We start from the raw sequence: 25,780 nt of genomic DNA, 5'->3' as shown, positions 1-25,780 counted from the left end.
TAATTAATCAAAAAGATGTACAAACACCTATACATAGGTTTACTATTCTTAATAGGAGGTATCACCTATACTTCGGCCCAGTCGAGCGAACTAACCCTTCAACAGGCACTTCAGTATGCTTTAGAACATAAAGCTGAGGCAAAACAAGCCTCACTTGATATCGAAAACAGTCAATATCAGATAGAAGAAGTAAGAGCTAATGCCTTACCTCATCTCAACGTAGAAGCAAATCTGACAAACAACCCCCTAATTCAAGAAATGCCCTTGACCATGGGAGGACAAACACAAATGATCCCCTTCAATAAAGAGTGGAATTCACAAGCTTCAGCAACCTTAACCCAAGTACTCTTCAATCAAGCTGTATTCATGGGACTAAAAGCGGCACGCACAGCAAAGGAATTCTATGTGATAAACAAAGAGCTGACGGATGAGCAAATCATCGAAAAAGTCTCGACGACATACTACCAAGTTTTCCAAACTAAAGAAATGCTTAGAACATTTGAAACAACAATAAATAGTACAACAAAAATAAAGGAAATCATTGAGGGGTTATATTCCAATGGATTAGCAACTAAAATAGACTTAGACAGAACAACAGTAGCACTGAGTAATCTTCAAGCTAAAAAACAGCAAGTAATGAATGCAGTTGAACTTCAACAAAATGCATTAAAGTTTTTTATGGGAATGCCCTTAGATACAGATCTAAATTTTCCAGACAATACATTCACAATAGATGAATCAATAGTATTGGCAGAAAATGATGTAAACAATAGAACTGAATTACACCTATTAGAAAAACAAAAGGATTTACTCTACTACAAGAAAAAAGCAACACTAGCAGACTACTATCCATCCCTTGCTGCCTTTGGAACAATGAGCTACCAAGGGTTTGGCGATGATTTTGTATGGGGAGGCAAACCAAGTGAAGGCGTTTTTTGGACGAGTAATGCAGTAGTAGGGGTAAGTCTAAAAATACCATTATTCAACGGTTTTGAAACAAGAGCAAAAGTAAAACAGGTAAATGTCGAATTAAAGAAGGTTGACTTACAAATAGCAGATACAAAACAAGCACTTGATCTAGATTTTAGAAATGCACAAAAGAGTATTGAGAATGCATTAATAACAATCAATATTCAAAAAGAAAATGTAACACTAGCTAAAAGTATTTTAGGAAACATTCAAAACAACTATAAGCATGGTTTAGCTACACTAACAGATCTTCTAAATGCCGAAAATGCATTTACTGAAGCAGAAAACAACTATACCAATTCACTATTAGACTTCAAACTAGCAGAAATTCAATTAATAAAAGCAAAGGGTAATCTATCAACCTTAGCAGAATAGATAGTCATCAGAAAAAAGAACTCCAATGAAAAAAATAATTACAGCCTTAGTCGTTCTCTTCTTAATTGGTGGAGCCGTATATATATTAAATAACAATAAAGCCAAAAACGCTGAAGAAACAGCAATTGTAGCACAAAAGAGTGCTACAGTAAGTGTCCGAACACAAAAAGCAACACTTCAAAAAACAGATACGCAATACAAAGTTAACGGTAACTTTTTGCCAGAGCATGAAGTAATAGTCTCTGCAGAAACTCCAGGCAGAATAACTCAAATATTTGTAAAAGAAGGACAAAAAGTTACACAAGGGCAAATCTTAGCACGTGTAAACATCGATCAAATCAATGTACAACTACAGAACGCAACTTCTGCCTATGCTACTGCAAAAGCAGATGCAGCGAGATTTGAAAGTGCATATGATACAGGAGGTGTAACTAAACAACAACTTGATCAAGTACAAATGATGCTTAAAAATGCTGAGGCGAATTTGAATTCCGCAAAAATCACAGCTAGTAATGCTAATGTCAAAGCACCTATAAATGGAATTATAAATAAAAAGCACATTGAAATAGGAACTTTCGTAGGTCCAGGAGTGCCAATGTTTGACATAGTAAATGTACAAAGACTAAAACTAAGAGTCAATGTAGATGAAAGTCATGTAGCTACGCTAACTGAGGGAGATATTATCAAAATAAAAGCTAGCGTATTACCGAACATTGATTTTCAAGGCAAAGTAACATTTATTGCGCCAAAAGCTGATGCTACATTAAACTATCCTGTAGATTTACTCGTTGAAAACAACAATGAAAAAGCAAAACTAAGAGCTGGAATGTATGGTTCAGCATATTTTGATGCTAGTGCAGATCAAGACACTCCTTTATTGTTAATTCCTAGAAATGCCTTCGTTGGAAGTGTTAGTTCGAACACAGTATTTATAGCAAAAAATGGCAAAGCAATCGAAACCAAAGTTGTCGCTGGAAGAAATTTTGGAGACCTAGTAGAGGTGCTTGATGGATTGAAAGCAGGAGAGACAATTATTACATCTGGACAAATCAATCTAAGTGATAATAGTCCAATAACAATCATTGACTAATGTCAATCAACAAGCATTAAATATGAAAATAGCAGAAATTTCTATAAAACGTCCAAGTATAATCATCGTAATGTTTATTGCGCTATTACTTGGGGGAATATTTAGTTACAAAAACCTTAGTTACGAGTTAATTCCAAAATTTGAAATTAACGTAATTACAGTAGCAACCGTCTACCCAGGAGCATCACCTTCAGAAATAGAAAACACCGTTACAAAAAAGATAGAAGATGCAGTCGCTTCCCTTGAAAATGTAAAAAAAGTAGAAGCGATGTCATTCGAAAGTCTATCAACCATTATGATTTACCTAAACTCTGATGCTGACGCTGACCTTTCACTGAATGATGCACAACGAAAAATTAATGCAATCCTAAAAGACTTACCAAAGGACGTAGATCCACCCTCACTTCAAAAATACTCTTTGAGTGATTTACCGATTATGACCTTGAGTATCACGAGTAATTTAAGTGAAAAAGAGCTCTATGATTTATTAGACAAAAAGATTCAACCAATTTTTTCACGTATTAATGGAGTAGCAAAAGTAGACCTTATAGGAGGAGAAGAAAGGCAAATACAAGTTTTACTTGACCCAAAAAGATTAGAAGCTTATGGGTTAAATGTGCCAATGGTACAGCAAGTAATATTAGCTTCAAACCTTGATTTCCCAACAGGAAATGTTAAGACAGATGACAAGCAGACCATTATTCGTCTAGCAGGTAAATACAAAGATATTGAAGAGATGCGTAATCTAGTAATCGCTTCTCAAGGAGGAATAGATATCCGTCTAGGAGAAATCGCAGACGTACAAGACGGGATCAAAGAAATAGAGAAAATAGCTCGATTCAATCAAGAATCAACGATCTTAATGCAAGTGATCAAACAGTCAGATGCAAATGCAGTATCTGTAAGTCAATTGACCAAACAGGCAATCACAGAAGTAGAAAAGAACTATGCGGATTCAGATATACATTTTAATATTGCCAATGACACCTCTGACTTTACCTTAGAGGCAGCAGATGGAGTAATGTTTGACTTATTCCTGGCGATCGTATTAGTAGCTTTTGTAATGTTGTTCTTCTTACATAGTTTGAGAAATGCAGTAATCGTAATGGTAGCAATACCTTTATCCTTAGTAGCTACATTTATAGGATTGTACTTATTTGACTATACACTAAACTTACTGAGTTTATTGGCCCTTTCACTAGTAGTAGGTATCCTAGTAGATGATGCTATTGTGGTAATTGAAAATATACACCGCCACATGGAAATGGGAAAAAACAAAGTTCGCGCTTCTTACGATGGTGCAAAAGAAATAGGTTTTACAGTTACAGCAATTACCTTAGTAATCGTTGTCGTATTTCTCCCTATAGCTATGTCGTCAGGATTAGTACCGAACATTATTAAACAATTCTGTGTTACTGTAATTATAGCCACCATGCTATCCTTATTAGTGTCCTTTACCGTTGTTCCTTGGTTGTTTTCTAGATTTGGAAAAATAGAAGTAATCAAGCCAACATCTTTTTTTGGTAAGATTATCCATGGATTTGAAAAAGGGTTAAATAGTTTTACACACGGTATATCAGATTTACTTGTATGGTCATTAAAATCAACTAAAAATACAATTATCGTAATCATTGTAGTAGGAATATCTTTCTTTGTATCTATAGCATTACTGCCAATGGGATACATAGGGTTTGACTTTTTCCCAAAAACAGATAAAGGCGAGTTCTTAGTACAGTTAGAACTAGATAAAGACGCATCTGTTCAGCAAACAAACCAGCTAACACAAGAAGTAGAAACTTACCTAAGAACGAAACCAGAAATAGTTGACATGATCACTACAGTAGGGCAATCATCAGAAGGGTATGGAGGTATTCAAGCGACAAAATACAAATCAGAGATACAAGTTATACTAACTGACAAGAAATTGCGTAAAGAAAACTCATTTGTTTATGCAGCTAAATTGAAGAATGAACTAATTCCAATTGTTGTTAATGCAAAAGTAAAAACAGTACCCGTGGGAATGATGGGAGCTGAGGAAGCACCTATTTCACTAACAGTAACGGGATCAACGATAGATGACGCCATGGACTTTGCCATTCAAGCAAAAGAACTCTTGGAGCAGATACCAGGTTCAATGGAAGTTAAGCTGACTGCTGAAACAGGAAGTCCAGAAATCAATGTACAAGTTGATCGAGATAAAATGGCAGCACTAGGACTAGATATGTATACTGTCGGTATGACCATGCAAACTGCCTTTAACGGAAACACTGATGGTAAATTTAGAGCAGGAGAATATGAATATGACATTAACATACGCTTTCAGGATTATGCTAGAAGGACAATAGACGATGTCAAAGATATCACGTTCACAAATGCAATGGGTCAACAAATCAAATTACAACAATTTGCACAAGTAATTTATAGTTCAGGGCCATCTGTCCTTGAAAGAAGAGATAAAACACCGTCAGTAACTATTAAATCACAAACCATCGGACGTTCTGCAGGAGCTATCGCTGATGAGTGGACATCAAAATTTGACACACTAGAAAAGAAACCAGGAGTTAATTATTTATGGTCTGGATCTATGGAAGATCAACAAGAAGGTTTTGGAACACTTGGAATAGCTTTATTAGCAGCAATCATCTTAGTTTACTTAGTAATGGTAGCACTATACGATAGTTTCAGTAAACCGTTTATTGTAATCTTTTCAGTTCCTCTATCGTTCATTGGAGCCCTACTAGCTATGGCGCTTACTAATATATCATTAAACATATTTACCATTTTAGGAATTATTATGTTGATTGGTTTAGTATGTAAAAATGCCATCTTGTTAGTTGACTTTGCTAACCATCGCGTTCAAGCGGGAGATAGTGTACACGATGCTCTAATTGCAGCTAACCACGCTAGGTTACGTCCTATTTTAATGACAACGATAGCTATGGTTATCGGTATGATTCCAATTGCATTGGCAGATGGTGCGGGAGCGGAGATGAACAATGGACTAGCCATTGTAATTATAGGAGGGCTACTTTCCTCATTACTTTTAACCTTGGTAATTGTTCCTATAGTTTATTACATCTTTGACAAGATTAGCAATTTCTTTGGTAAAAAAGAACCTATTGATTATTCAAGCCTAATCAGCCAAGAGTATACACTAAACAAAGATTACGTTGACGAATTTGAACCAAAAAAACACAACTAGGAAGTTGTAACAATACAATCAAAAAAGGGGATAAAACTAGTATTTTTATCTCCCTTTTTTGTCTATTTACAGAAACGAACAACCTAAATAATCTCAAGCAGTGCCTAGATCACATATACAAGTTTACACCCATCAGGACATAGCCAAACGCTATATCAATGTGCTTACGGATCCTCGCCTAGTCATCCTAGACATTGGTCCGAAACACAGTAAATATTTCGTAGTAAATAAACCTTATCAATTTACAACATTTGGATTGATACTAGTAACAGCAGGACAATGCGAAGTCACAGTAAATTTAGAACCACAGATTATCAAAAAAGGAGATTTACTAATTGTTCTAACCCAGCAATTTTTTGAAATTAAAAATTGTTCTAAGGACTTTGCCGTCAAGACCATTTTTATTGATCCTGATATGATCTTAGAAGCGGGCTTTCACCTAAAAGCAAATAGCTTAGTTCAATTCTTATCCTCCCAATACCCTAAAATAATATCCTTAAACCGCTCTTGTCTAAAAGAGGTAAACTACCACTTGTTCAAACTTAAAAAATTAAGCTACAATAGTGATCACTTATTCGCTAAAAACCAAGTGCTTCATCACTTTTGCATTCTAATGTATGAAATCGGAGAGTTTCACGGGAAAACAATCCTCAAAAAAGAAACAGATAAACCTATACGTAGAGATGAGATTTCAAAGCAATTTTTATATCTCGTATCAGCACACTTCAAGAAAGAGAGAAGTGTACAATTCTATGCAGACCACTTATACATCAGTAGAAAACATTTAACAAAGGTAATTGTAGAAGTATTAAATAAAACGCCTAAAGATATTATTTCTGAAACTATAATACTCGAAGCTAAAATGTTACTAAAAAATCCAAAGACAACAGTATCTGAAGTTGTATCAGAATTGAACTTCACCGATCTATCAATGTTCAGTAAATTCTTTAAAACGCATACCAATACAACACCTACAGACTTCAAAAACAAGCAATATTAATTCAGAAGGTTTTAGTATAAATACGTCTTTATAACAAATTAAAACGTTTAAATCTCTACTTACCTCATAGAAAAATAAGAGACATTTGAATTCGCAATAAACACAACGTATATCACATTGTTTGAAGCAAAAAACTAGTATAAAAAAGTTGCTACATGACAAATAAACCACAAAAAAAAACAACCTACCCTAGCATTACAGCTATCGGTGGATATGTTCCTGAGAATAAACGAACAAATGAAGACTTAGAGAAAATATCAAACACAAACGACGAATGGATTACCAAGCGAACAGGAATTAAAGAACGTCGCATATTAGATAAAGATTTAGCTACTTCAGATATGGCTATTCGCGCAATAGAGAACCTTTTAGTAAATCATAACAAAGAACTTTCCTCAATTGATGCAATTATTGTTGCCACCTCGACACCTGATATGCCGATGCCTTCCACCGCAAATATCATCTGTGGTAAACTAAACTTAAAAAATGTATGGGCTTTTGACATAAATGCTGCATGCTCTGGTTTTTTATATGCCTTAGATATGGGGGCTTCATTAGTAGAAACAGGGAGGTACTCAAATATATTAGTAATAGGAGCTGATAAGATCAGTACTTTCGTAGATATTAATGACCGATCAACGAATATCTTATTTGGAGATGGCGCTGGTGTGGTATGGCTAGAGCCAACCGATGAGGAAGGAATCACAGATGCCCTACTATTAAGTAACGGCCTTGGAAAAGAATACCTAAATATAGAAGGAGGAGGCTCACTATATCCTTTGAACAGCAGCAACGAAGACAAAGAAAAAGCCTACATCAAACAAGATGGCAAAGTAGTCTTCAAAAATGCAGTTATCGGTATGTCTGAAGCATGTAAAGATTTGCTAAATCGCAATAATTTCACAATAAATGATATTGATTGGTTAGTACCTCATCAAGCAAACAAACGCATTATAGATGCTGTTGGAAAAGAAATAGGTATCGAATCAGATAAAGCCTTAAATAATATTACCTATTATGGAAATACTATAGCAGCGACTATTCCATTGTGTATATGGGAGCATAAAGAAAAATTCAAAAAAGGAGATCGTTTATTACTAACAGCCTTCGGAGCAGGCTTCTCTTGGGGAGCTAGTATACTTAAATGGACAATATAAAAAAAGAGGCAATTAATTGCCTCTTTTTTTATAAATATTCTTTGGGAACTGCAATACCTTTATCTGAAAGATAATTAAGCAAGCGTTCATGCTTTTTTTCTAACGTTTTGGTACAGTCACATGCAATTGGACATACTGAAAATGGAGAAATTTCTAAAATTTCGGCTATTTCATTAAGCACTTCTGTTTTCAACTTAGTTTTACCACTTTCTATATCAGAATACGCTTTTTGCGATATACCTAGCTTCATAGCTACATACTCCTGAGAAAAACCTAGGGCCTTTCTTCTCTCTTTTATTTTATCTGTATCCATATTCACACGATTAACTTTACTTTTCTACTACAAAAGTAACATTAATATCTTAACAAATTACACAATTAACTAATAATTTTAAGACACTTAACACAATGATTTAAGAATAAGTAAGTAAAATAACCTATAATATACTTTTTAAAAGACCATAGAATCTCTAACTTAGAGAAAAAATAATATCTCACTGAACACTCACTAAGTAGCACTTATTGTTCATTACCGCAAAAAAATTGTACGAAAATGAACAACTCATAAAATTATCAGCAATAAAAAACACTGATTTACAAATGATTACAAAATAAAAACTAATTGGAACAAAATTGGTGAAACCTATAGTGTAAAACAAATCAACATGAAAACACTAGCATCCTTAATTAGCATTATTCTACTATCAATTACAAATAATTATGCGCAAAACTCTCTGACAGGTAATATCCAAACATCTAATCAATCTCCAGTTGATTTCGCGGAAATTTACCTATTAAAGAGTAATGGGGCTATAGCTAAGCAATCTTACACCTCAACAGATGGTTCATTTACTATAGATAGTATAAAGGAAGCAACTTATCTAGTACAAATATATAGTTTAGGTAAAAAGCACTTCGATAAAGAAATTTTCATAAATAAACCTATAGATCTAGGAACAGTCATCATAGAACAAGATACCCAATTAGAGGAAATTGTCGTTAAAACAAATAAAAAAGTATTTGAACGTAAAGCTGATCGCACTGTATTTAATATTGAAAACTCTGTTCATGCCATCAACAATGACGCTGTAGAGTTATTAAAACTAACTCCAGGACTACAAGTTGACAATCAATCAATCAAACTTATTGGTAAAAATGAATTACGCGTAATGATAAACGACAAATTTGTTCAACTGAATGGAGAAGAACTTATACAATACTTAAAAAGCCTACCTTCTAATTCCATTAAAAAAATAGAAGTAATCACAACTCCACCAGCAAAATACGAAGCAGAAGGAGATAGCGGATTGATTAATATTGTACTGAAAGAAAACCGAGCTAATGCATGGAACAATAGCATCAGTACAGGCTATAAACAAGGTCGCAAAGGAACATACCGATTAAGCAATGTATTCAGCTATAATAAAGGTAAAGTCTCTATCAAAAGTAGTTTCAGCACAGCGTTAGGAAAAAGCCAAATCAACGAAAATGCTACTATATACTATCCTGAAAAACTATGGGATGGTCAATCCATTCGTTTTGACAACAACAATAACATCGCTGGAAACTTTCAACTAGATTATCAGCTCAACAACAAAACTTCAATAGGAATACAATACATGGGTAATGTATATGATCCAAAGTCAGATGATACCGATCACATAACTGTGAATAACTATGTTGATAACTCTGTTCAAAACATCTATACTAACGCTAAAAATACAGGGGTAAACAATAGCCATGCTGTAAACCTACACCTAACACATAATATTGATACTCTAGGAACTAAATTAAATTCAGACCTAGATTACTTCAATTATACTAATGATCAAACAAGACTTTTCAACACAAAAACAGAAGGTGTTAATAACATTGGTGATAAGTTGTTAATAGCTTCAACCACTGGAAACCAAAACATCGAAAATATCAGTGCGAAAGTTGATATTGAACAACCATTGAATTGGATGAATTTATCTTATGGAATAAAAACAAGTTTTGTGACAACAAAAAACAAGAATAACTTTTATGATCTAACTAATGGTCATGCAGTAGAAGATATAAAACAGAAAGATAACTTCCAATACAACGAAAATACCCAAGCTATCTATGCTAGTGCAAACAAAAAAATAAATGACAAATGGACAGTACAAGCTGGCTTGCGTTTAGAAAACACTCAAACAAAAGGTTATTCAGTTACATACGAAACTGAAAGCAAAAAAAACTACACTAAACTATTTCCAACTTTATATATATCCCATACATTAAACGATGACAATACATTCATTTTAAACTATAATAGACGAATTAGAAGGCCTGCTTTTTGGGAATTAAATCCTTTTCAATGGTATGTATCAGCTTACGCTATAGCTAGTGGAAACCCTAAATTAGAACCCTCTTATACCAATAAGGTAGAATTAAGTCACACCTATAAAAACAAATTGACTACAACCCTAACTTACTCCAAAGCGGACAATATGTTTTCTCAATACCCTACAATTGACAAAGAGCTAAACAGACAAATCTACTTAAGAGACAACATTATGAATTCTACCTATTACTCACTAAGTGTAAACTATATGTACAATAGACTTCCTTGGCTACAATCACAGTTGAATGTAAACGCATTTTATTTAGAAAATAAACTAATCAAAGATGTAAGTATAAATTTTAAAGATGGAGGCGCAGTATTCTTTTCAACGAATAACACGATTTACTTCAACACTGAAAAATCACTTAGTGCACAAGTTGACTTTACTTATGAATCAAAAGTAAAAGCTAATTTATGGGAGTTAGATCCTTCCTTCAAATTGGGGGTTGGTGTAAAGTATAGCATGCTAGATAACAAGCTAAATATGTCTATCTACGCGGATGACATCTTCCGCTCTTATGCAAAAACGGTATATACTACAACTAATGATATTAGACAAAAATATAAGACAGATTATGACCAGCGTTATATCAATGTAGGAATTAGTTATTCTTTTGGTAACGCTAAAATCAAAGTAAAAGAACACCAAGGAGGAAATACTGACGAAAAAAGTAGAAAATAAAAATATATAGTGCTTGACGTAATCAAGAGAAGGCCTTGATAATTATCAAACAAAATAACCTAAGATTACTACATAAAAAGACTACATATTGTTTTTTTCGATAAGATATTGGTTTTCTCTACTAAATTATTAGTCTGCTACTAAACGAAAGTGCTAATTTTTTTTTAACTAGGTAACTTGTTTTTAACTCTTAAAGAAGTTAGAATACAAACATTTGTTGCCAAGTTATAGCTATAAATGCAGTATTCGTGCAGTATACTACCCCAGGATTAGATCCTTGGCAAGCAAAGTGCACGCATTCTGCAAGTATAGGTCAAGAAAGCTGGGAAAAAAAGGTCTGTAACTAGATTATCAATTGCAGTAACCACATCCATTTTATAATACAATACTTATTAAAGAATTAGTTAGTAGGATTTAAAAGGCGTTTATGAATATATGACTAATGTAAGAAATAGGTAAGTTAATATTTTTGTAAGACAATAACGTTAAAATGCTATTTTGAAGAGCTATAATTTTACCTATATTGATTTTAAAAAAAACAATAACAAATCAAATATTTAAAAAATTAAGTAAAACATAAAACAACAATATACGTTTTAACATATAAAGAAAAACAATCAAAGCTATGAATAGACTTACAATAACATTGATTTTACTACTTTGTAGCCTAATCTCACAAGCACAATTCAGTATCAAAGGAAAAGTATTAACCAAAGAAAAGGTACCAATCGAATATGCTGAAATACAACTGCAAAAAGATGAAGTTCTTATCAAACAAGCATTCTCTAATGAATTGGGGATTTTCAACATTGATAATCTAGCTACTGGTCAATACAAACTAAAAGCCCTATATCTAGGAAGTATCTTAAAGGAACTAAATATACATCTTGCGCAAGACATTGTATTAGAAGATATACTAGTGGAGGGAAATAATCAATTAGAAGAAATTGTCATAAAGGCTGAAAAGAAACTAATCGAACGAAAAGCAGACCGATTAGTGTTTAATACGTCAAATAGCATTACGGCTCAAGGAATGGATGCAATGGAGTCCCTGTCGAATACACCAATGGTTAAAGTACAAAATGATAAAATATCTATTATAGGAAAAAGTAGTGTCACAGTGATGATAGATGATCGAATCATACACTTAGATGGTGATGCATTAGCAAACTACTTAAAAACACTTCGCTCTGACGATATAGAAAAAATAGAAGTTATCACTAGTCCTCCCGCTAAATACGAAGCGGCAGGAAATAGTGGATTAATCAATATTATCCTTAAAAAAAACAAGCGCCAAGGACTCTATGGCTCAGTTGGAGGCAGCTTTAGTTACAATAATAAACGTACTATGGGTATCAATAGCAACATCAACTATCAGAAAGACAAATGGAACTTTTCCTTAAAAGCTAATGCAAATGATGGACGCAACGAAATCAAAAACAATTATTCCTATACTGGCACAAAAAATGGATTAGAAAACACTAGTAATCAAACAGGTGAGTATAAAAGCCAAAGTATTGATTTTACTACTAACTATCAGGTTACTGACTTAGCACTAGTGGGATTGACCTATAACTATACAAACTCAAATAGTAATAACACTAAGAATGGAGTTATGGAATATTTTTCAGTGCCAAGAGTAGTAAATGACTCAATATTAAAATCTACAATTTATAATGATGATAAAACTTCTTATCATACGTTCAATGTTTTTTATGATCAAAAACTAGATACCTTGGGCAATAAATTATCTTTTGGAATAAACTATTTTAACAATAGCCCTGAGACAAAAGCCCAGATAAATGATTTCAACAGCGCGAATACATTAAAAAATCAAATACTCAATCAAAGTTTATTAAACTACAATGTATGGAGTGCTAATATCGACTTGAACTATGATCTAAAATGGATTAATATAGAAACTGGAGCTAAGTTCACAAACTTTGATAACAAATCTAAAGTGTATTTCTATACGATTGAAGATGGCACACCACTCTATGATCCCACTAAGAGCAACAAGTTTAATTATAAAGAGGACAACTATGCCGCTTACATAAGCCTAGGCAAAAAGTTAAGTGATAAATGGGAAATAAAAGGAGGCCTTAGATTTGAACAAACTGAAGTTAAAGGCACTTTAATTGACAGTAACGAGAAATTCTCAAAATCATATCACAAATGGTTTCCCACAGCTTATATAGCATATAACCCTCACGATGACCACGCTTTTAGTTTTAGTTATTCCAAACGTATCAATAGACCTAATTCTTATATTTTAAACCCATTCAAATATTATGGTAACACCTATTCTTATACTTCTGGTAACCCGAATTTAAATCCATCTTTTACCGATAATTATGAATTAAACTATGTATTCAAGAGTACCTTATCCTTTTCATTAAATTACTATCATATAGTTGATTCATTTGATCAATTGAGCGTACTTGAGAATGGCTATTTTAAGGAATCTTGGTACAACATGCTCAATAGCGACAACTATGGTATTGACGTATCATACAATAATAAAGTTATCTCTTGGTGGGAAACTAGTACAGGTGCAAACTATTATTTTTCATCACCTTTTTATTCAGCTGAAGCGAAACAAAAAAGAATGCCTGGCTCGACCTTTAGCTACTATTCTCAGAATACAATTAACCTTAATCAAGAGAAAACGATTAATGCCTTCTTAAATTGGTATCACATGTTACCCAACAAAGAAGACAATACTAAATACAACGAATACATGACTTTATCCACTGGTTTAAAATTAAAGTTACTAGAAGATAAACTTAGCGTAAACCTAACCCTATATGATATATTCAATACGGGTAAAAGTTCTGGGACAATGTATTTCACAGACAATACACAAACCTACAGTAACGATTGGAGCTCACGAAAAATTATAATTGGCGCTACCTATCAATTTGGTAATAGTAAAAACAAAAAAGCAATTAAAGAAGTAAACTTCGAAGATAAAAACCGTAGTAACATATAAATAGATATGATTGACTTAGTTAGTAAAAGAACACCTTAGCAGGTGTTCTTTTTTATCATCGCCACATAATAGCTTACTCACAGTAAGCTTATCTACTAATTATAATCACATCGACATGCATATTCAAATACATTATGTCCATATTGTACCTTCCTCAATTGGATTATTGCTTAATATATTAGATAAACTATTGATACGCGAAGATAGTAACCGTGTTCTACCTTCAGGATTTCGGGTATAAATTATTTCATTCTTACCCACCAGAGTTGTCCACTCTTTTGCAAAATAATCAACCATTCGACGATTACTTCCTAAACAATCTGACACAGTGTGATAATCAATCACATTCCCTTTAAGTGCTATAAAAGTTTTGCGCTTGATGACATACATTTATAACTCAGCATTTCTACCTATTATCTCATTAGTAGCATCTAATTGCTTTAAATTATCTAAAGTAACAAAGGCTATCTGAGTTAATGCTTCATCAGTAAAGAAAGCTTGATGTGCGGTCACTAAAACATTAGGAAAAGACGTTAACAACTGTAACCTTTCGTCCTCCAATATAGTCTCTGATAAATCTCTAAAAAACACCTTCTCTTCTTGCTCATAAACGTCAATACCTAGCGCTCCTATTTTCTTTTCACGTAAACCTTGGATCACAGCATTAGTATCTATCAATTTACCTCTACTAGTATTGATCAGCATTACACCTGATTTCATCTTTACAATAGAATCATCATTAATCAAATGCAGGGTCTCTGGTGTCAATGGACAATGTAAAGAAATAATATCCGATTGACTGAAAATAGTATCCAAATCGACATATCTAATTCCTTCCGCCTTCAATTGTTCATTAGGATACAAATCGTACGCTAGCACTTCTGTCCCTAAGGCTTTCATCATACGACAAAAAACAGCTCCTATATTCCCTGTGCCGATAACCCCTACTGTTTTCTTATAAATATTTGTTCCTAATAGTCCATTAAGAGAATAATTCTGCTCGCGCACACGGTTATACGCCTTATGTATTTTTCGGTTTAATGTAAATAGCATAGCTAAAGTATGTTCAGCAACTGCTTCTGGCGAATAAGCTGGTACTCTACATACGCGTATTCCCTTTTTATGTGCTACTTCTAAATCTACATTGTTAAACCCCGCACAACGCAAAGCAATGTATTTAACACCTCGTTCACTAAGAACTTCTATAACTCCTGCATCAACTTTATCATTGACAAAAACACAGATTACATCAAACTCACTTGTCACCAAGTTAACTGACTGTTCGTCTAAAGCCATGTCAAAGTAATCTAAATCAAAACCGAAGTCTTTATTACACTTATTAAAAAAAGTAATATCGTAAGGTTGTGATGAGAAAAAAGCTATTTTCATAAATGTGTGTTTTAATATTATATTTTATTTGTGGTAAGTGAAAATATACATTGATTTTCGAACTAATAAATTTACTCATTATTCCCCATATATCCCACTTATAAATCAACTTATAAATACGTAAAAGCACTTGTTTTTATGTAAAAATAACAAGTAAATCAAGTCTGCGTAAGATATTATTTATTTCAAAATTACTTAGAAATCTAAACGTTTACTCACAGCATTTCTTTCACTAGAATAAATAAAAACAGGCATAACTACACGACAATTTAAACGGCTAATTAATTTCATTATATAAGTAGAAATTACGAGAATTTTTCATTATTTTGTGCCTTCTCATTTACTATACAAAACAAGCTTTTTCAATACCTCACAATGATTGCAAAAATTCAACTTAAACTTAATAATGATATCTTACTCACAGTTATACAAATGGTCAAACAAACCAATGACTATATCATTGAAAATGTTACAGATGCACTTTTAATTAGTGTAAAAGAAGATCTTATAACTAAGTTGGAAGACAAAGCGAAAAACATACAAAAACAAACATCAATTCTTGATCACAACAAAAAGCATTCGATTATACTTAAATATCACGAAGCATACTCTTTATTCAAGTTAATACAGTCTGTAGAAGAAAAAGGCATATTCAATGATCATATATACATAAAGAAGATAAAGAAACTGATCTTAGAATTAAAAGACAAGGTGGACATCTTTGCAAAAGAAGATGATTTTAGAGATCTTGAAGAGGAGACCATTGACTTACATATGAATCGTGAGGTTCAAACTAACATCAATCCTTTGCTTTTTCCGGTACAAGAAACACTTGACCAACAAGAAAACACTGGCAAAACTCCTTGTGCCAAGGTAATCGATACAACAACCAACGCACAACAACCGTTAGTTGAAAAAAACTTAGAAAACGAGGAAATAGATAATACAAACAAGACTACTATTCAATTTAGACTAGATGGATCATTTGATGAAATCAAGATAATTCCAAATTGTAATGACTTGATTTCTAACGAACAAAGTGAATTAAATGTAACTAGCCAACTAGATACTCTTGAAAAACAAGAAATTAATACTCAATCAAGACAAACAAAAGACATTCCTTTAGAGAATTCTTCTCTATTATTTAGTGAGACACTTGATGAAAACAACCATCTTATTCTAGAACTAGATGACACATCAAAAGAAAACTCTAAAAACGATAAGCTTCAAAAAGAAACAGGTACTTTTGCAGCATACTTTGACTTCCCTAAAAGAGGTTTAAATAACGACGTATCAGCAACAATTAATATGCCTAGTATAAACAACTTAGATGAAGAAAAGTTAACTATACAAGGAGATATATTTGAGGCAAATACAGCATCTACAACAAAAGATTTCGTTGAGCCCAAAAACAGTAAATCAGACAGTAAAAAGAAGGAAAAGAAAAACAACACCTCTACTTCAGAAGGACAAATAAGTTTATTTTAATATAAAAAGGAGCTATTGTAGTCTCCTTTCTTTGTTTAGTTCATTAACAAACGTTCTAATTCATCACGTTGCCAAGTATTACCATTCCTCAAGTCAAATTGATCTGCTAATTCGAAAGCCTTCGTTTTATAAAACTCATGCAATACATGCAAATCATACTCTCCAGTATCTTGATATATGGATAAATGAGATTGTAAATCTAATCTAGCTTTCCCACCTCCTTTAAATATAACAGCCGCAAACTTCGCAAAAAAGAAAAACAAGAAATCTTCAATTTCTTCTCCCCATCGACTTAGTTCTTCAAAAAGAGAATAAGTTCCTTCCATATCATATCGATTGAGTAAATACATCAGCATCGCTTTTGTAGTCACAACGTAATTCGTATTATATAGAGCTCCTAAATCAAACAAACTCAACCCAGTTGATAAATACTCTTTAGCAATCTCGTCTTCTCTTAATTTAGCATAGTGAAAGGCTATTTCAATATAAGCACAAGATGCCGTAAGATTATACTCATCACGAACTAAAAACAGTGGCTGTATAACTACGAGTGCTTCCTCTAAGCTATCTAAGGCTAATAAGTTTCCTACCCTCATCTCCTTTTCCCATGTCTGATTACTTCCTCCACTCAGAGCATCAATAATTGTTGCTTCAGCTAAATCAATTACTTCTAAAGACTTTTCAAAGTTTTTGGTACGAATATAAAATAACGCTAATAAATGATAATAAGAACGTAAACTATACCCCGCTACTACTAATTTTACCTTGTAATCTTCCACGATTTCAATCATCTTTTCTTTTGATATAGAAACACTGGTAGTACATGAAGAAAACATGGCATTATAAAACCATAAGAAATCTTCATCATCAAAATAATCTGGATTACTATTATACTTTTCTAACATCCATGAAAAAGCAGGAAAACTCTCCTTACACTCAAATATTTCAGACTCCATATTAATCAACCGCATTCGCAAGTCAATCCCCCAATCTAAATCCTGACTGGCATCAGCCAAATTGACTCCTTGCTTTAGCAGTTTTATATTTTTACGAGCATCTTTACTACTTCCTACTTGTAGTAACAATTTCTGTATTTCTAAACCGTAATTAGTTGCCATGATTTGTATTCTTTTCTGATTATCTTAAAACCTATTTACTTAAAGCTAACAAATTATCTAATTCTCTTACAAAATTTCCATTGTTATTTCGCTTATCAAAAGCTAGCGCATATTCCAATGCTCTAGCCTTAAAATAGACAAATAACTCTCCTAAATCATACATCCCTTCTCTATAATATGGCAAATAAACAGGGAAACTAAACTTGCGTTTTCCTCCATTTTTCAACATACAAGAAGCGTACTTTAGAAAAAAGAAAGAATAATAATCATCACTCTCATGTGCCCATATACATATTTTTTCAAAATAATCCCAACAAACCTCATCTTCGTATTGATGTAATAAGTACATATACAAAACTCGAGAACGAATATTTGTTATACAGTCATTTGAATCAAAAACAGGAAGTTTTCTTTGGGCTAACTCAAAGTATTCAAATTGACGAGAATCTTTTATTCGATAAAACTCCATTGCAAAAATAGTATAGGTCTCAAAAGCAGTATTCAGTCCTTCATATCGATCCAAAAATAACTCTTGGGCTGCAATTAATGCTGCATCAATATCTCCAGTACCTAAATAATTAAACACCTCTAACGTTTGTTCAAAAGGTGGATTGTCAGATAACTCATCTAAAGGCGATGCTTTAATTAATGCTATCACTTCTTTTGCCTTTTCGAAATCTCTAAATTGCTGTAACCCTAAAGCCTCAAGGTGATACAATCCCCGTAAACTATATCCATTTGCCAGCAGCTTTTCCTTAAAATCATTAGCTATTCGATGAATTTGATCCAGCGAAATACTTGTCAACCCATAAGCAGTTCCTAAAAGCCACTTATACTCTAGTAAAAACTCCTTCTCCTCAAATAACCCTATATTTCGCTCATGTTGGTCTAGAATCCAAGCAAATGCTGGAAAACTATAACGAGAGCTAGGTGTATAATTTTCTGCATTAATCAAAAACATTCGCGTCTCAAATCCCCAAAGAACATCATTGTGTTTATCTGCTAATGCAACTGCACTATTAATTAGTTTTATCCGATCTTGTGGATTAGATAAACCTTGACTCTTTAATAATGTTTTGTGTATTTCTAATATATAGTTATCCATCTATTAGTCTAATCATTTTCTATTACTTAGTTATTCATTTCCTAGTACGTGTAGCATAACACACAATAAAAAAGCGAAAAGAGAATATATTCTTTCCGCTTTTATTATCTATCGAAGTAAACTCTCTACTTCTTGACGGTACACACCGTCCTGTTTATTTCGTCGATCAAAAGCATCTGCATATTCAAAAGCTAATTGCTTAAAGTAAGCGTGCAAAACTGAAATATCATATACACCGTCTGCTCTATAGTAAGGTAACTGAGGGGATAATGCCAAGTTTACTTCTCCTTTACCTTTCGTTATTACGCTCATATATCTTGCAAAATTATAAATATGAACATCTTCTGCTCCCAACTGCCATTCAGCTACACGACTAAAGAACGTCCAAGTATCTGGATGATTAGTTGCGTGCATATAACAAATCAATTGAGCCATTGAATACCCCACTGAACTATCGTATTTATCATGAGCATAATACTCTTCTAGTGCCTTATCAAAATACGTAGTTGCACGATCATCTTCTAAAAGATATAAATTATAAGCAAAACAACAAAACGTTTGAAAAGGCATTGAATAACATGTTAGTTTCTTATTAATAAGATCTTGTGCTTTTGCCAAAGCTTCTTCCATTTTTCCTAAATCAACTAATATCTCCACTTTAGTATCCAATTCACAAGCTGGGCAATTCGTCATATCATCAATCACCTCATTATCTGCTAAAGCTACATATTCTTGAGCCTTCGCATAATCTCTTAAGTGTAGATGTAAGCCTGTCATTACATTGTAATACGCTCTTAGACTATATCCATTTTTAGTTAAGCGTGCTTTTAAATCTTCTCCAATCTCCAATACTTGTTCTAAAGGAATAGAAACATTGCGATAAGCCGAACAGAACATCCATTTATATTCCCACAAAAAATCTGACTCTTCAAAATATCCTTCATTTTTATCACTTGTAGCTAATATCCAAGCAAAAGCAGGGAAACTCTCTTCACAGCGCGAAGTATTCCGTTCATTTCTTATCAAATCTAAACGCAAATCAAATCCCCAATCAATATCATTATGTTGATCTGCTATTTGAATTGCCTCTTTCAAAGCAACAACTTTATCACTAAATTTTTCCATCTGCTCTACTTTCAGCAGAATTTTTTGTATTTCCAAGTTATAATTCATGACTAGTCTTTTTTTGTGTTTTCTAATAGCAATTCTGAATATTCACTTGACGCAAACAAACTCCCATTGCGATGATCAAATTGAGTCGCTAATTGCTTAGCAACACCTTCATAATAAACAGCTAACTGACCTAAATCGTAGATCCCTGTTTCTTCATAGAAAATCAATCGAGAAGAAAGGTTTAAAGTTAAGGTTCCGCCTTTGCGAAAGATCACAGTCATGTGTCTACTTAACATATATAGTAAGTCATCTTCTGCATCAATTTCCCATTCCGCTATACGTTCATATAATTGCAAATACATTTCATCACCCAATTGGTACATGGCATAGGTTAAACGAACAACGCTATACAGCATTGAACTATTAACCTCTTTCAAATGATCGAAAGCCTCTTTAGCTCTATTGAGATATATTATTGCTCGTTTATCATTTGCACGTGCCATCGTATATGCCATTGCACAATAAGTTTCAAAAGGCAGTGCAAAAGCAGCTAACTTTTTGACCTCCATCTGATCCATCAACCGAATAGCTTGATCAAAATCCTTAATCAAACACAAATGCTCTATGCGATAGTCATATTCACTGGCTTCAGTATTCTCGTCGTCATAAGCTTCTAGAACTCCTTTTGCTATATATTCTTCACTCGTCACATAATCTCCCAAATTATGTGCAAACTCGGCCATTGTAAAATAATATCCTCGCTTAGATAAATTATTTCTATCCAGTCGAATATATAGGTCTTTGGCAACTTCATTTATCTGATCGAGTGTTAAAAGTGAATTGCTATAAGCAGAGCACAACATCCATTGATACTCTAACATAAACTCTGACTCGTCAAATTCCTCAGGATACAGATCACATATATTTAATATCCAAGCAAATGCTGCTATACTCTCACTACAAGAAGACGTTGCTCGCTCTTCGTGAATTAAATCATAGCGCAGGTCTATACCCCAAGCCAAATCATTGTGTTTATCTGCTATTTGTATACCTTGCTTCAACAAATTCATACAATACTCTGGATCAGAAAAATTCTCTTCTATAGCTAATAGTATTTTCTGTATTTCTAGTCTATACACTACACTTATATTTTAGGTAAAAAACTAGACATTCCCAGAATCATAAACTGATATAATGCATCATTAAAAGTATCCATTTCTCGCTTATTAATCGTGTACCCTCCTAACATCAATGATTGTACATACAATACATTAATCAAAGCTTCAAACAACTCCTGATCATCGATCACCATAATTTTTTCAACCAACTCATTTTGTTGATTAAAGCAAAGCGTCGGCATTACCTCTTCTTGTTTTTTGAAATGCTTTAATGTGGAAGCAAATGGATTAGCAGATTCTGACAAACTCTGTATATTCTTACTAGACAGCGCATCTTCATTTGCTATGTATATAGCAGTTGTATCTTTAGGCTCAAATCGTTTGACTTCTGCCTTACAATAATGTTTTTTCAATACTGCATTTGCCTTATTGACAAACTCATGAATAGTATCATCTTTTACAATAGCAGCTTCAAACTCTTGTAAAATATCATTCGGAGCAATCTTTTCAATTATTAAATCCGAATTCAATCGCTTAATTTTATCTATTAAATCAGTCTCATAACTATAGGCCGCATTTATAACTAATTTCTTTTGAGAACCTGCTATTCGACGAATCTGTCTATAGTCGTCTAACGAAGGGGTATAATAAATCTCTCGGTAAGACTCCTTAATCATTCCAAATGACATCAACCCTTGATTTGTTTCAAAAGGTAGATAATCTTCAAACATTTTCATTATCTCTGTATCTATTGCTGCTAGAGATTTAATGTATATATGATGTATCGAAATAATCTTTTCTAGTACATCGATATTGGTCAGGGATAGAGTCTTTAGATAGTCTTTAAAACACTCACTCAACTCTTTTTTAGTCTCTTGTAGAACCGTATTATTCATCAATGATTCTCTTGAAGCTGTAGGCTGCAATGCATTTGAATTAATAATACAGCGAACAAAAGAAGTCCATTCAGGCAATAAATTTGTAGCCTGATCACACAAATACATGCGCTTTAGGAAGATCTTGTGCTCTTTGGTTGAGCTTGAATTTACTTTATTAGGGATAATATAAGCTACACCTTGAAGTTCCCCTGTAGTTGATTCAAGTCTAAATACATCTAAAAATTTAGTCTTAAATACCTCTTTTCCATAATGCAACAAGTCCTCCTTAGAACTTTCTGGATCTAACCATACTGGATTACCATCTAATATTAACTCTGTCGTATCTTCCTCTACTAAGCTCACTGCTATTGGTAGAGCACTACCATAAAACAAGATATTTTCTTTTACCTCTGATTTCTTAAATAGTGTACGCCAAGCTCTCTTTGCATTCAAAATAACTTTTGTCCCTATTTCAGGTAATAAGTCAATTTGTTCTACATCATAAGTACCATCTGCATGTCCTATCCAGCGAACAGACTCTTCTTTATAAAGAGATCGAGTCTCTACCACAATCGTTTCGCTAACAACCAAACAAGACAACAAACCAATCCCAAATTTTCCAATCAAATCCTTGTCGGCTAACTCTCCACGTTTTGAACTCTGTCCTATTACTGATAAAAATTGATGAACATCATCTTGTGTTAAACCAATACCGTTGTCTTGAAAGATTAACTGATCTCCATTAAATGTTACTGTTATCTGTCCTATAAATGTTGGATCAATACCTTTACGCATAGTAACGGCATCCATCCCATTTTGTAGTAATTCTCTGATAAAGACTGTCGGAGAGCTATAAATATGCTCTGACAACAACTCTATCATTCCTTTCATATTTACTTGAAATTGATATTGTTTCTGATTATCCTCCATTATCTTCTTCGTTTACGTGGCCCTCCTATTATTTTTTGAGCGTCCTCATTTCCGTTCTCTGCAGCTTTACTATACCATTCCATTGCCAGATCATCACTTTGTTCTACTCCTTCACCCTTCAAATAACAATTTGCCAATTCATATTGAGCTAAATCATTATCCGCATCTGCCGCTTGTATTAGATAACTTACCCCATATTCTGCATCTTGCTCTACACCATCTCCACTTACTAACATTATCCCTACATAACCAGCTGCATCTATATTACCTCTATCCGCAACTTCTTTAAAATAATGAAACGCCTCTACTCTGTCTTTATCTGTACCAATTCCAAAATAATAACATTGTGCTAAACGGTAAGTAGCCGAATCGTATCCACGTTCTGCTGCACGTGTATAACAACTATAAGCTAGTGTCTCATCTTTTTCTACTCCTACACCATATTGATAACAGATACCTAATCCTTCCGATATATAGCCTCTTTCTTCGGCTCCTTTGTAAAACTCAAAAGCAGGATCATAGACAGTTTCTGGTTCATATCCATATAAGTAATAATCCCCCATCGTTAGCATAGCTAATGGAGAACCATTATCTACAGCAGACATCAACCACTTTTTACCTTCTTCTAAATTAACGTCCATGTCATAACCAAAAAGATAATAAGATCCTAACTTATACTGCGCATAATTAATACCTGCCTCAGCAGCTATACTCATGTATTTAATCGCTTCTTGAGGATTACTCTCCTTTCCACAAGTTCCTTCTTCATAAGCTAAAGCAATATCTACATTCGCATCTACAAAACCTAATTCTAATGCTTGCTCGAATAACTCCATTGCTTTCACGTGATCTTCTTCTCCTCCAATTCCATAGCGATAACAACGTCCCAAATGGTACACTGACTCTGCCAATGGCTGCTCGCCTAAAGCACCTTTTTCAAAATATTCTCTCGCTTTAACTGGATCTGATTCTCCTAAATAACCATCTTCATATAAAAATCCAAGTCGTAACGATGCGTATATATACCCGTTTTCCAATGCCTCATGAAACAATTGCTCTGCACGAACTGCATCTGGCTCTTGTCCTTCTCCATTCACTAACATCATAGCTAATTCTACGCGACAATAATCTGACCCAAAATCGGCAATTCCACGCTCATAATGCGCTATAGCTTTTGCTAGATTAGGCTCATTTACATAACCATATCGATTATATCTTCCTGCCATTTCCAATCCTGACAAATTATTGCGCTCTGCAGCTAATTCATATAGATACAAAGCTTTTTCATAATCTGACTCTTCCTCAAACTCAGCATTTTGATATCCTAATCCCAAACGGTAAGGTGCATAATCATTTCCTTTATCCATCGCTAGTTCCAACAATCGTTTTGCTTCAGGAACATTGCGTTCTACTTCAGGGAAATCTAACAGCATATAAGCTTTTTCTGTATACGCTTTAACAAATTCTTCTTCTACTGCTCTATCCAAATATACCCTCCCTTGCGCAATATCTTTATAATCGTTATGATACATTGATAACATTGCCAATTCAAGTAATGCCTCTGGAGAATTATACAGTGCAGCAGCTTTTAAATAAGGAAGTGCATGCTCAAAATCATTTGCTCCTCCATCTACTGGATACAAATAAAAATAGCCTTGTATAAATCCTGCGTGAATAACACCATAATCAAAAGCTACATCTAAATAAGCCCTTCCTTGTTCTTCTGTATAACCAAACGAAGCAAAACGACCATTGACAATTAATAACCCCATAAGGTAATTGCAAAATGGACTACCGTTATCAATTCCTTCTAATAAAGACTCGACAGCTTTCGCATCATTTTCTACACGTAGATAGTAATCAGCGAGTATATACTTCCCTTTCTTATCTATGTTAAGCAGTTTATCATATTGTTCAATAATTGCCCATAACTCTTCACTCGTTTCACATGAACGAGTCTTCATATTTAATAAGAACAACTCAGCTAAATCTCCTCCTGTGCGATCTGCTATTTCAGTAACTAATCGCAACCCTTCTTCTCTATTCTCTTCATAGCCAAAGATACCGTAGTATATACAGTTCCCTTTGTATATTTGACAATAATCATCACCACTTAAACAACCTTTATCTAATAGTTCTTTGCAAATTTCTTTATTTTTAAAGCCATAACGCCCTCTTTCGTATAACTCATATTGATAGGCATACGCACGTGCGTACCCTTTTTCGATATATACTCTATTTAACTCCTGAACATCTGCAAACCACAAACGGTAATCTGCTTCATTTAATCTCATCCCACTATGAATACAATTTGATTCTTCAAACAACTGATTGTATAACTTGATAATCTCCTCACTTTCTTCTCCAATTTGAGTAGCAAACATACATACTGCATGTGCTTTAAACCACATATGCGGATCTTCATAATTGTTTAACTGAAGTAGCTCACGCGCGTGATCAACCAAAGATTTTGAATCGTTTGCTACCTGACTTACATAATTCAAGTATTCTGTATTAAATGTTCCCATAACTTTAATCTAATCAAGTGTATTTATTTTATTGTATTAAACCGATTTTAAAAAAACAACCAAATATAATTAAGCCTCTTATTACAAATAAGACACTATTTTATAGTAACATTCTAAAACCGATATTCAGAACTAAAAATACAAAATAATATGTACCTAAATACACTAAAACCAAGGTATTTTACATTGGAGCGTTTTCCTAGTAAGCTATAACTTCAAACACAGGAATATGAACACTTAAAAAAATCAAGTGTCAAACATAAAAATTAAAAATATAA

Annotated in this window: 17 protein-coding genes; 8 read left to right on the top strand and 9 right to left on the bottom strand. The window is 33.5% G+C overall.

Going from position 1 to position 25,780, the window contains the following annotated elements; all coding sequences use genetic code 11:
• Positions 1–15: 15 nt before the first annotated feature.
• The 5 genes from GJV77_RS01485 (at position 16) to GJV77_RS01465 (ending at position 7,793) form a co-directional block, all read left to right on the top strand.
• Entirely contained in the window at positions 16–1,344 is a 1,329-nt protein-coding gene (locus tag GJV77_RS01485) for a TolC family protein (protein ID WP_155034586.1), read from the top strand.
• Between the two features lie 25 nt (positions 1,345–1,369).
• Positions 1,370–2,434 (top strand): efflux RND transporter periplasmic adaptor subunit, encoded by a 1,065-nt coding sequence (locus GJV77_RS01480; RefSeq protein WP_155034585.1) that lies wholly within the window; start codon positions 1,370–1,372, stop codon positions 2,432–2,434.
• A 22-nt stretch (positions 2,435–2,456) separates the two neighbouring features.
• Entirely contained in the window at positions 2,457–5,636 is a 3,180-nt protein-coding gene (locus GJV77_RS01475; RefSeq protein ID WP_155034584.1) for an efflux RND transporter permease subunit, read from the top strand.
• 100 nt (positions 5,637–5,736) lie between these two features.
• The gene (locus tag GJV77_RS15025; protein ID WP_162521550.1) at positions 5,737–6,636 is read left to right on the top strand and encodes a helix-turn-helix domain-containing protein; all 900 of its coding nucleotides are present in this window, start codon (positions 5,737–5,739) and stop codon (positions 6,634–6,636) included.
• Positions 6,637–6,791: 155 nt separating this feature from the next.
• A complete protein-coding gene (locus GJV77_RS01465) occupies positions 6,792–7,793 on the top strand; it encodes a beta-ketoacyl-ACP synthase III (RefSeq protein WP_155034583.1) in 1,002 nt (333 codons plus the stop codon).
• A gap of 28 nt (positions 7,794–7,821) precedes the next feature.
• Here GJV77_RS01465 and GJV77_RS01460 read toward each other — a convergent pair whose 3' ends face one another.
• Entirely contained in the window at positions 7,822–8,106 is a 285-nt protein-coding gene (locus GJV77_RS01460) for a helix-turn-helix domain-containing protein (protein WP_155034582.1), read from the bottom strand.
• 352 nt (positions 8,107–8,458) lie between these two features.
• Between GJV77_RS01460 and GJV77_RS01455 the strand changes: the two genes are divergently transcribed.
• Together GJV77_RS01455 and GJV77_RS01450 are read left to right on the top strand one after the other, a co-directional pair.
• A complete protein-coding gene (locus tag GJV77_RS01455; RefSeq protein ID WP_155034581.1) occupies positions 8,459–10,843 on the top strand; it encodes an outer membrane beta-barrel family protein in 2,385 nt (794 codons plus the stop codon).
• Positions 10,844–11,468: 625 nt separating this feature from the next.
• Positions 11,469–13,835 carry an outer membrane beta-barrel family protein gene (locus GJV77_RS01450; RefSeq protein WP_155034580.1) on the top strand — a complete coding sequence of 789 codons (2,367 nt, stop codon included), beginning with the start codon at positions 11,469–11,471 and terminating at the stop codon, positions 13,833–13,835.
• Positions 13,836–13,967: 132 nt separating this feature from the next.
• On the opposite strand, the gene GJV77_RS01445 is transcribed toward GJV77_RS01450, so the two are convergent.
• The gene (locus tag GJV77_RS01445; RefSeq protein ID WP_155034579.1) at positions 13,968–14,225 is read right to left on the bottom strand and encodes a hypothetical protein; all 258 of its coding nucleotides are present in this window, start codon (positions 14,223–14,225) and stop codon (positions 13,968–13,970) included.
• A complete protein-coding gene (locus GJV77_RS01440) occupies positions 14,226–15,224 on the bottom strand; it encodes a 2-hydroxyacid dehydrogenase (protein ID WP_155034578.1) in 999 nt (332 codons plus the stop codon). It lies immediately after the preceding gene.
• A gap of 375 nt (positions 15,225–15,599) precedes the next feature.
• On the opposite strand from GJV77_RS01440, the gene GJV77_RS01435 reads away from it, so the two are divergent.
• Positions 15,600–16,712 (top strand): hypothetical protein, encoded by a 1,113-nt coding sequence (locus GJV77_RS01435; protein ID WP_155034577.1) that lies wholly within the window; start codon positions 15,600–15,602, stop codon positions 16,710–16,712.
• Between the two features lie 35 nt (positions 16,713–16,747).
• Here GJV77_RS01435 and GJV77_RS01430 read toward each other — a convergent pair whose 3' ends face one another.
• The 6 genes from GJV77_RS01430 to GJV77_RS01405 form a co-directional block, all read right to left on the bottom strand.
• A complete protein-coding gene (locus GJV77_RS01430) occupies positions 16,748–17,830 on the bottom strand; it encodes a hypothetical protein (protein WP_155034576.1) in 1,083 nt (360 codons plus the stop codon).
• A 31-nt stretch (positions 17,831–17,861) separates the two neighbouring features.
• Positions 17,862–18,935: a hypothetical protein gene (locus GJV77_RS01425; RefSeq protein WP_155034575.1), complete on the bottom strand. Its 1,074-nt coding sequence runs from the start codon at positions 18,933–18,935 to the stop codon at positions 17,862–17,864.
• 108 nt (positions 18,936–19,043) lie between these two features.
• Positions 19,044–20,108 (bottom strand): hypothetical protein, encoded by a 1,065-nt coding sequence (locus tag GJV77_RS01420; RefSeq protein ID WP_155034574.1) that lies wholly within the window; start codon positions 20,106–20,108, stop codon positions 19,044–19,046.
• Between the two features lie 2 nt (positions 20,109–20,110).
• Complete coding sequence (locus GJV77_RS01415; RefSeq protein ID WP_162521549.1) at positions 20,111–21,187, bottom strand: hypothetical protein; 1,077 nt, start codon at positions 21,185–21,187, stop codon at positions 20,111–20,113.
• Between the two features lie 5 nt (positions 21,188–21,192).
• A complete protein-coding gene (locus GJV77_RS01410; protein WP_155034573.1) occupies positions 21,193–22,974 on the bottom strand; it encodes an HSP90 family protein in 1,782 nt (593 codons plus the stop codon).
• On the bottom strand, positions 22,974–25,502 hold the full coding sequence (locus GJV77_RS01405; protein WP_155034572.1) for a tetratricopeptide repeat protein: 2,529 nt from the start codon (positions 25,500–25,502) through the stop codon (positions 22,974–22,976). Before GJV77_RS01405 ends, GJV77_RS01410 begins: the two co-directional genes overlap by 1 nt.
• Positions 25,503–25,780 lie beyond the last annotated feature (278 nt).

This window comes from Myroides pelagicus (assembly GCF_009711055.1).
GTDB classification, from domain to species: domain Bacteria; phylum Bacteroidota; class Bacteroidia; order Flavobacteriales; family Flavobacteriaceae; genus Flavobacterium; species Flavobacterium pelagicum.
Note: the sequence above shows the minus strand (reverse complement) of the source record. Positions and strands in the feature narration are given on the sequence as shown.

Excerpts from the sequence above, each read along its gene's own strand:
- GJV77_RS01435 (WP_155034577.1), top strand. The coding sequence starts at position 15,600 with ATGATTGCAAAAATTCAACTTAAACTTAATAATGATATCTTACTCACA.
- GJV77_RS01465 (WP_155034583.1), top strand. The coding sequence starts at position 6,792 with ATGACAAATAAACCACAAAAAAAAACAACCTACCCTAGCATTACAGCT.
- GJV77_RS01445 (WP_155034579.1), bottom strand. The coding sequence starts at position 14,225 with ATGTATGTCATCAAGCGCAAAACTTTTATAGCACTTAAAGGGAATGTG.
- GJV77_RS01410 (WP_155034573.1), bottom strand. The coding sequence starts at position 22,974 with ATGGAGGATAATCAGAAACAATATCAATTTCAAGTAAATATGAAAGGA.
- GJV77_RS01405 (WP_155034572.1), bottom strand. The coding sequence starts at position 25,502 with ATGGGAACATTTAATACAGAATACTTGAATTATGTAAGTCAGGTAGCA.
- GJV77_RS01430 (WP_155034576.1), bottom strand. The coding sequence starts at position 17,830 with ATGGCAACTAATTACGGTTTAGAAATACAGAAATTGTTACTACAAGTA.
- GJV77_RS01485 (WP_155034586.1), top strand. The coding sequence starts at position 16 with ATGTACAAACACCTATACATAGGTTTACTATTCTTAATAGGAGGTATC.
- GJV77_RS01455 (WP_155034581.1), top strand. The coding sequence starts at position 8,459 with ATGAAAACACTAGCATCCTTAATTAGCATTATTCTACTATCAATTACA.
- GJV77_RS01475 (WP_155034584.1), top strand. The coding sequence starts at position 2,457 with ATGAAAATAGCAGAAATTTCTATAAAACGTCCAAGTATAATCATCGTA.
- GJV77_RS01440 (WP_155034578.1), bottom strand. The coding sequence starts at position 15,224 with ATGAAAATAGCTTTTTTCTCATCACAACCTTACGATATTACTTTTTTT.
- GJV77_RS01450 (WP_155034580.1), top strand. The coding sequence starts at position 11,469 with ATGAATAGACTTACAATAACATTGATTTTACTACTTTGTAGCCTAATC.
- GJV77_RS01460 (WP_155034582.1), bottom strand. The coding sequence starts at position 8,106 with ATGGATACAGATAAAATAAAAGAGAGAAGAAAGGCCCTAGGTTTTTCT.
- GJV77_RS01420 (WP_155034574.1), bottom strand. The coding sequence starts at position 20,108 with ATGAATTATAACTTGGAAATACAAAAAATTCTGCTGAAAGTAGAGCAG.
- GJV77_RS01480 (WP_155034585.1), top strand. The coding sequence starts at position 1,370 with ATGAAAAAAATAATTACAGCCTTAGTCGTTCTCTTCTTAATTGGTGGA.
- GJV77_RS01425 (WP_155034575.1), bottom strand. The coding sequence starts at position 18,935 with ATGGATAACTATATATTAGAAATACACAAAACATTATTAAAGAGTCAA.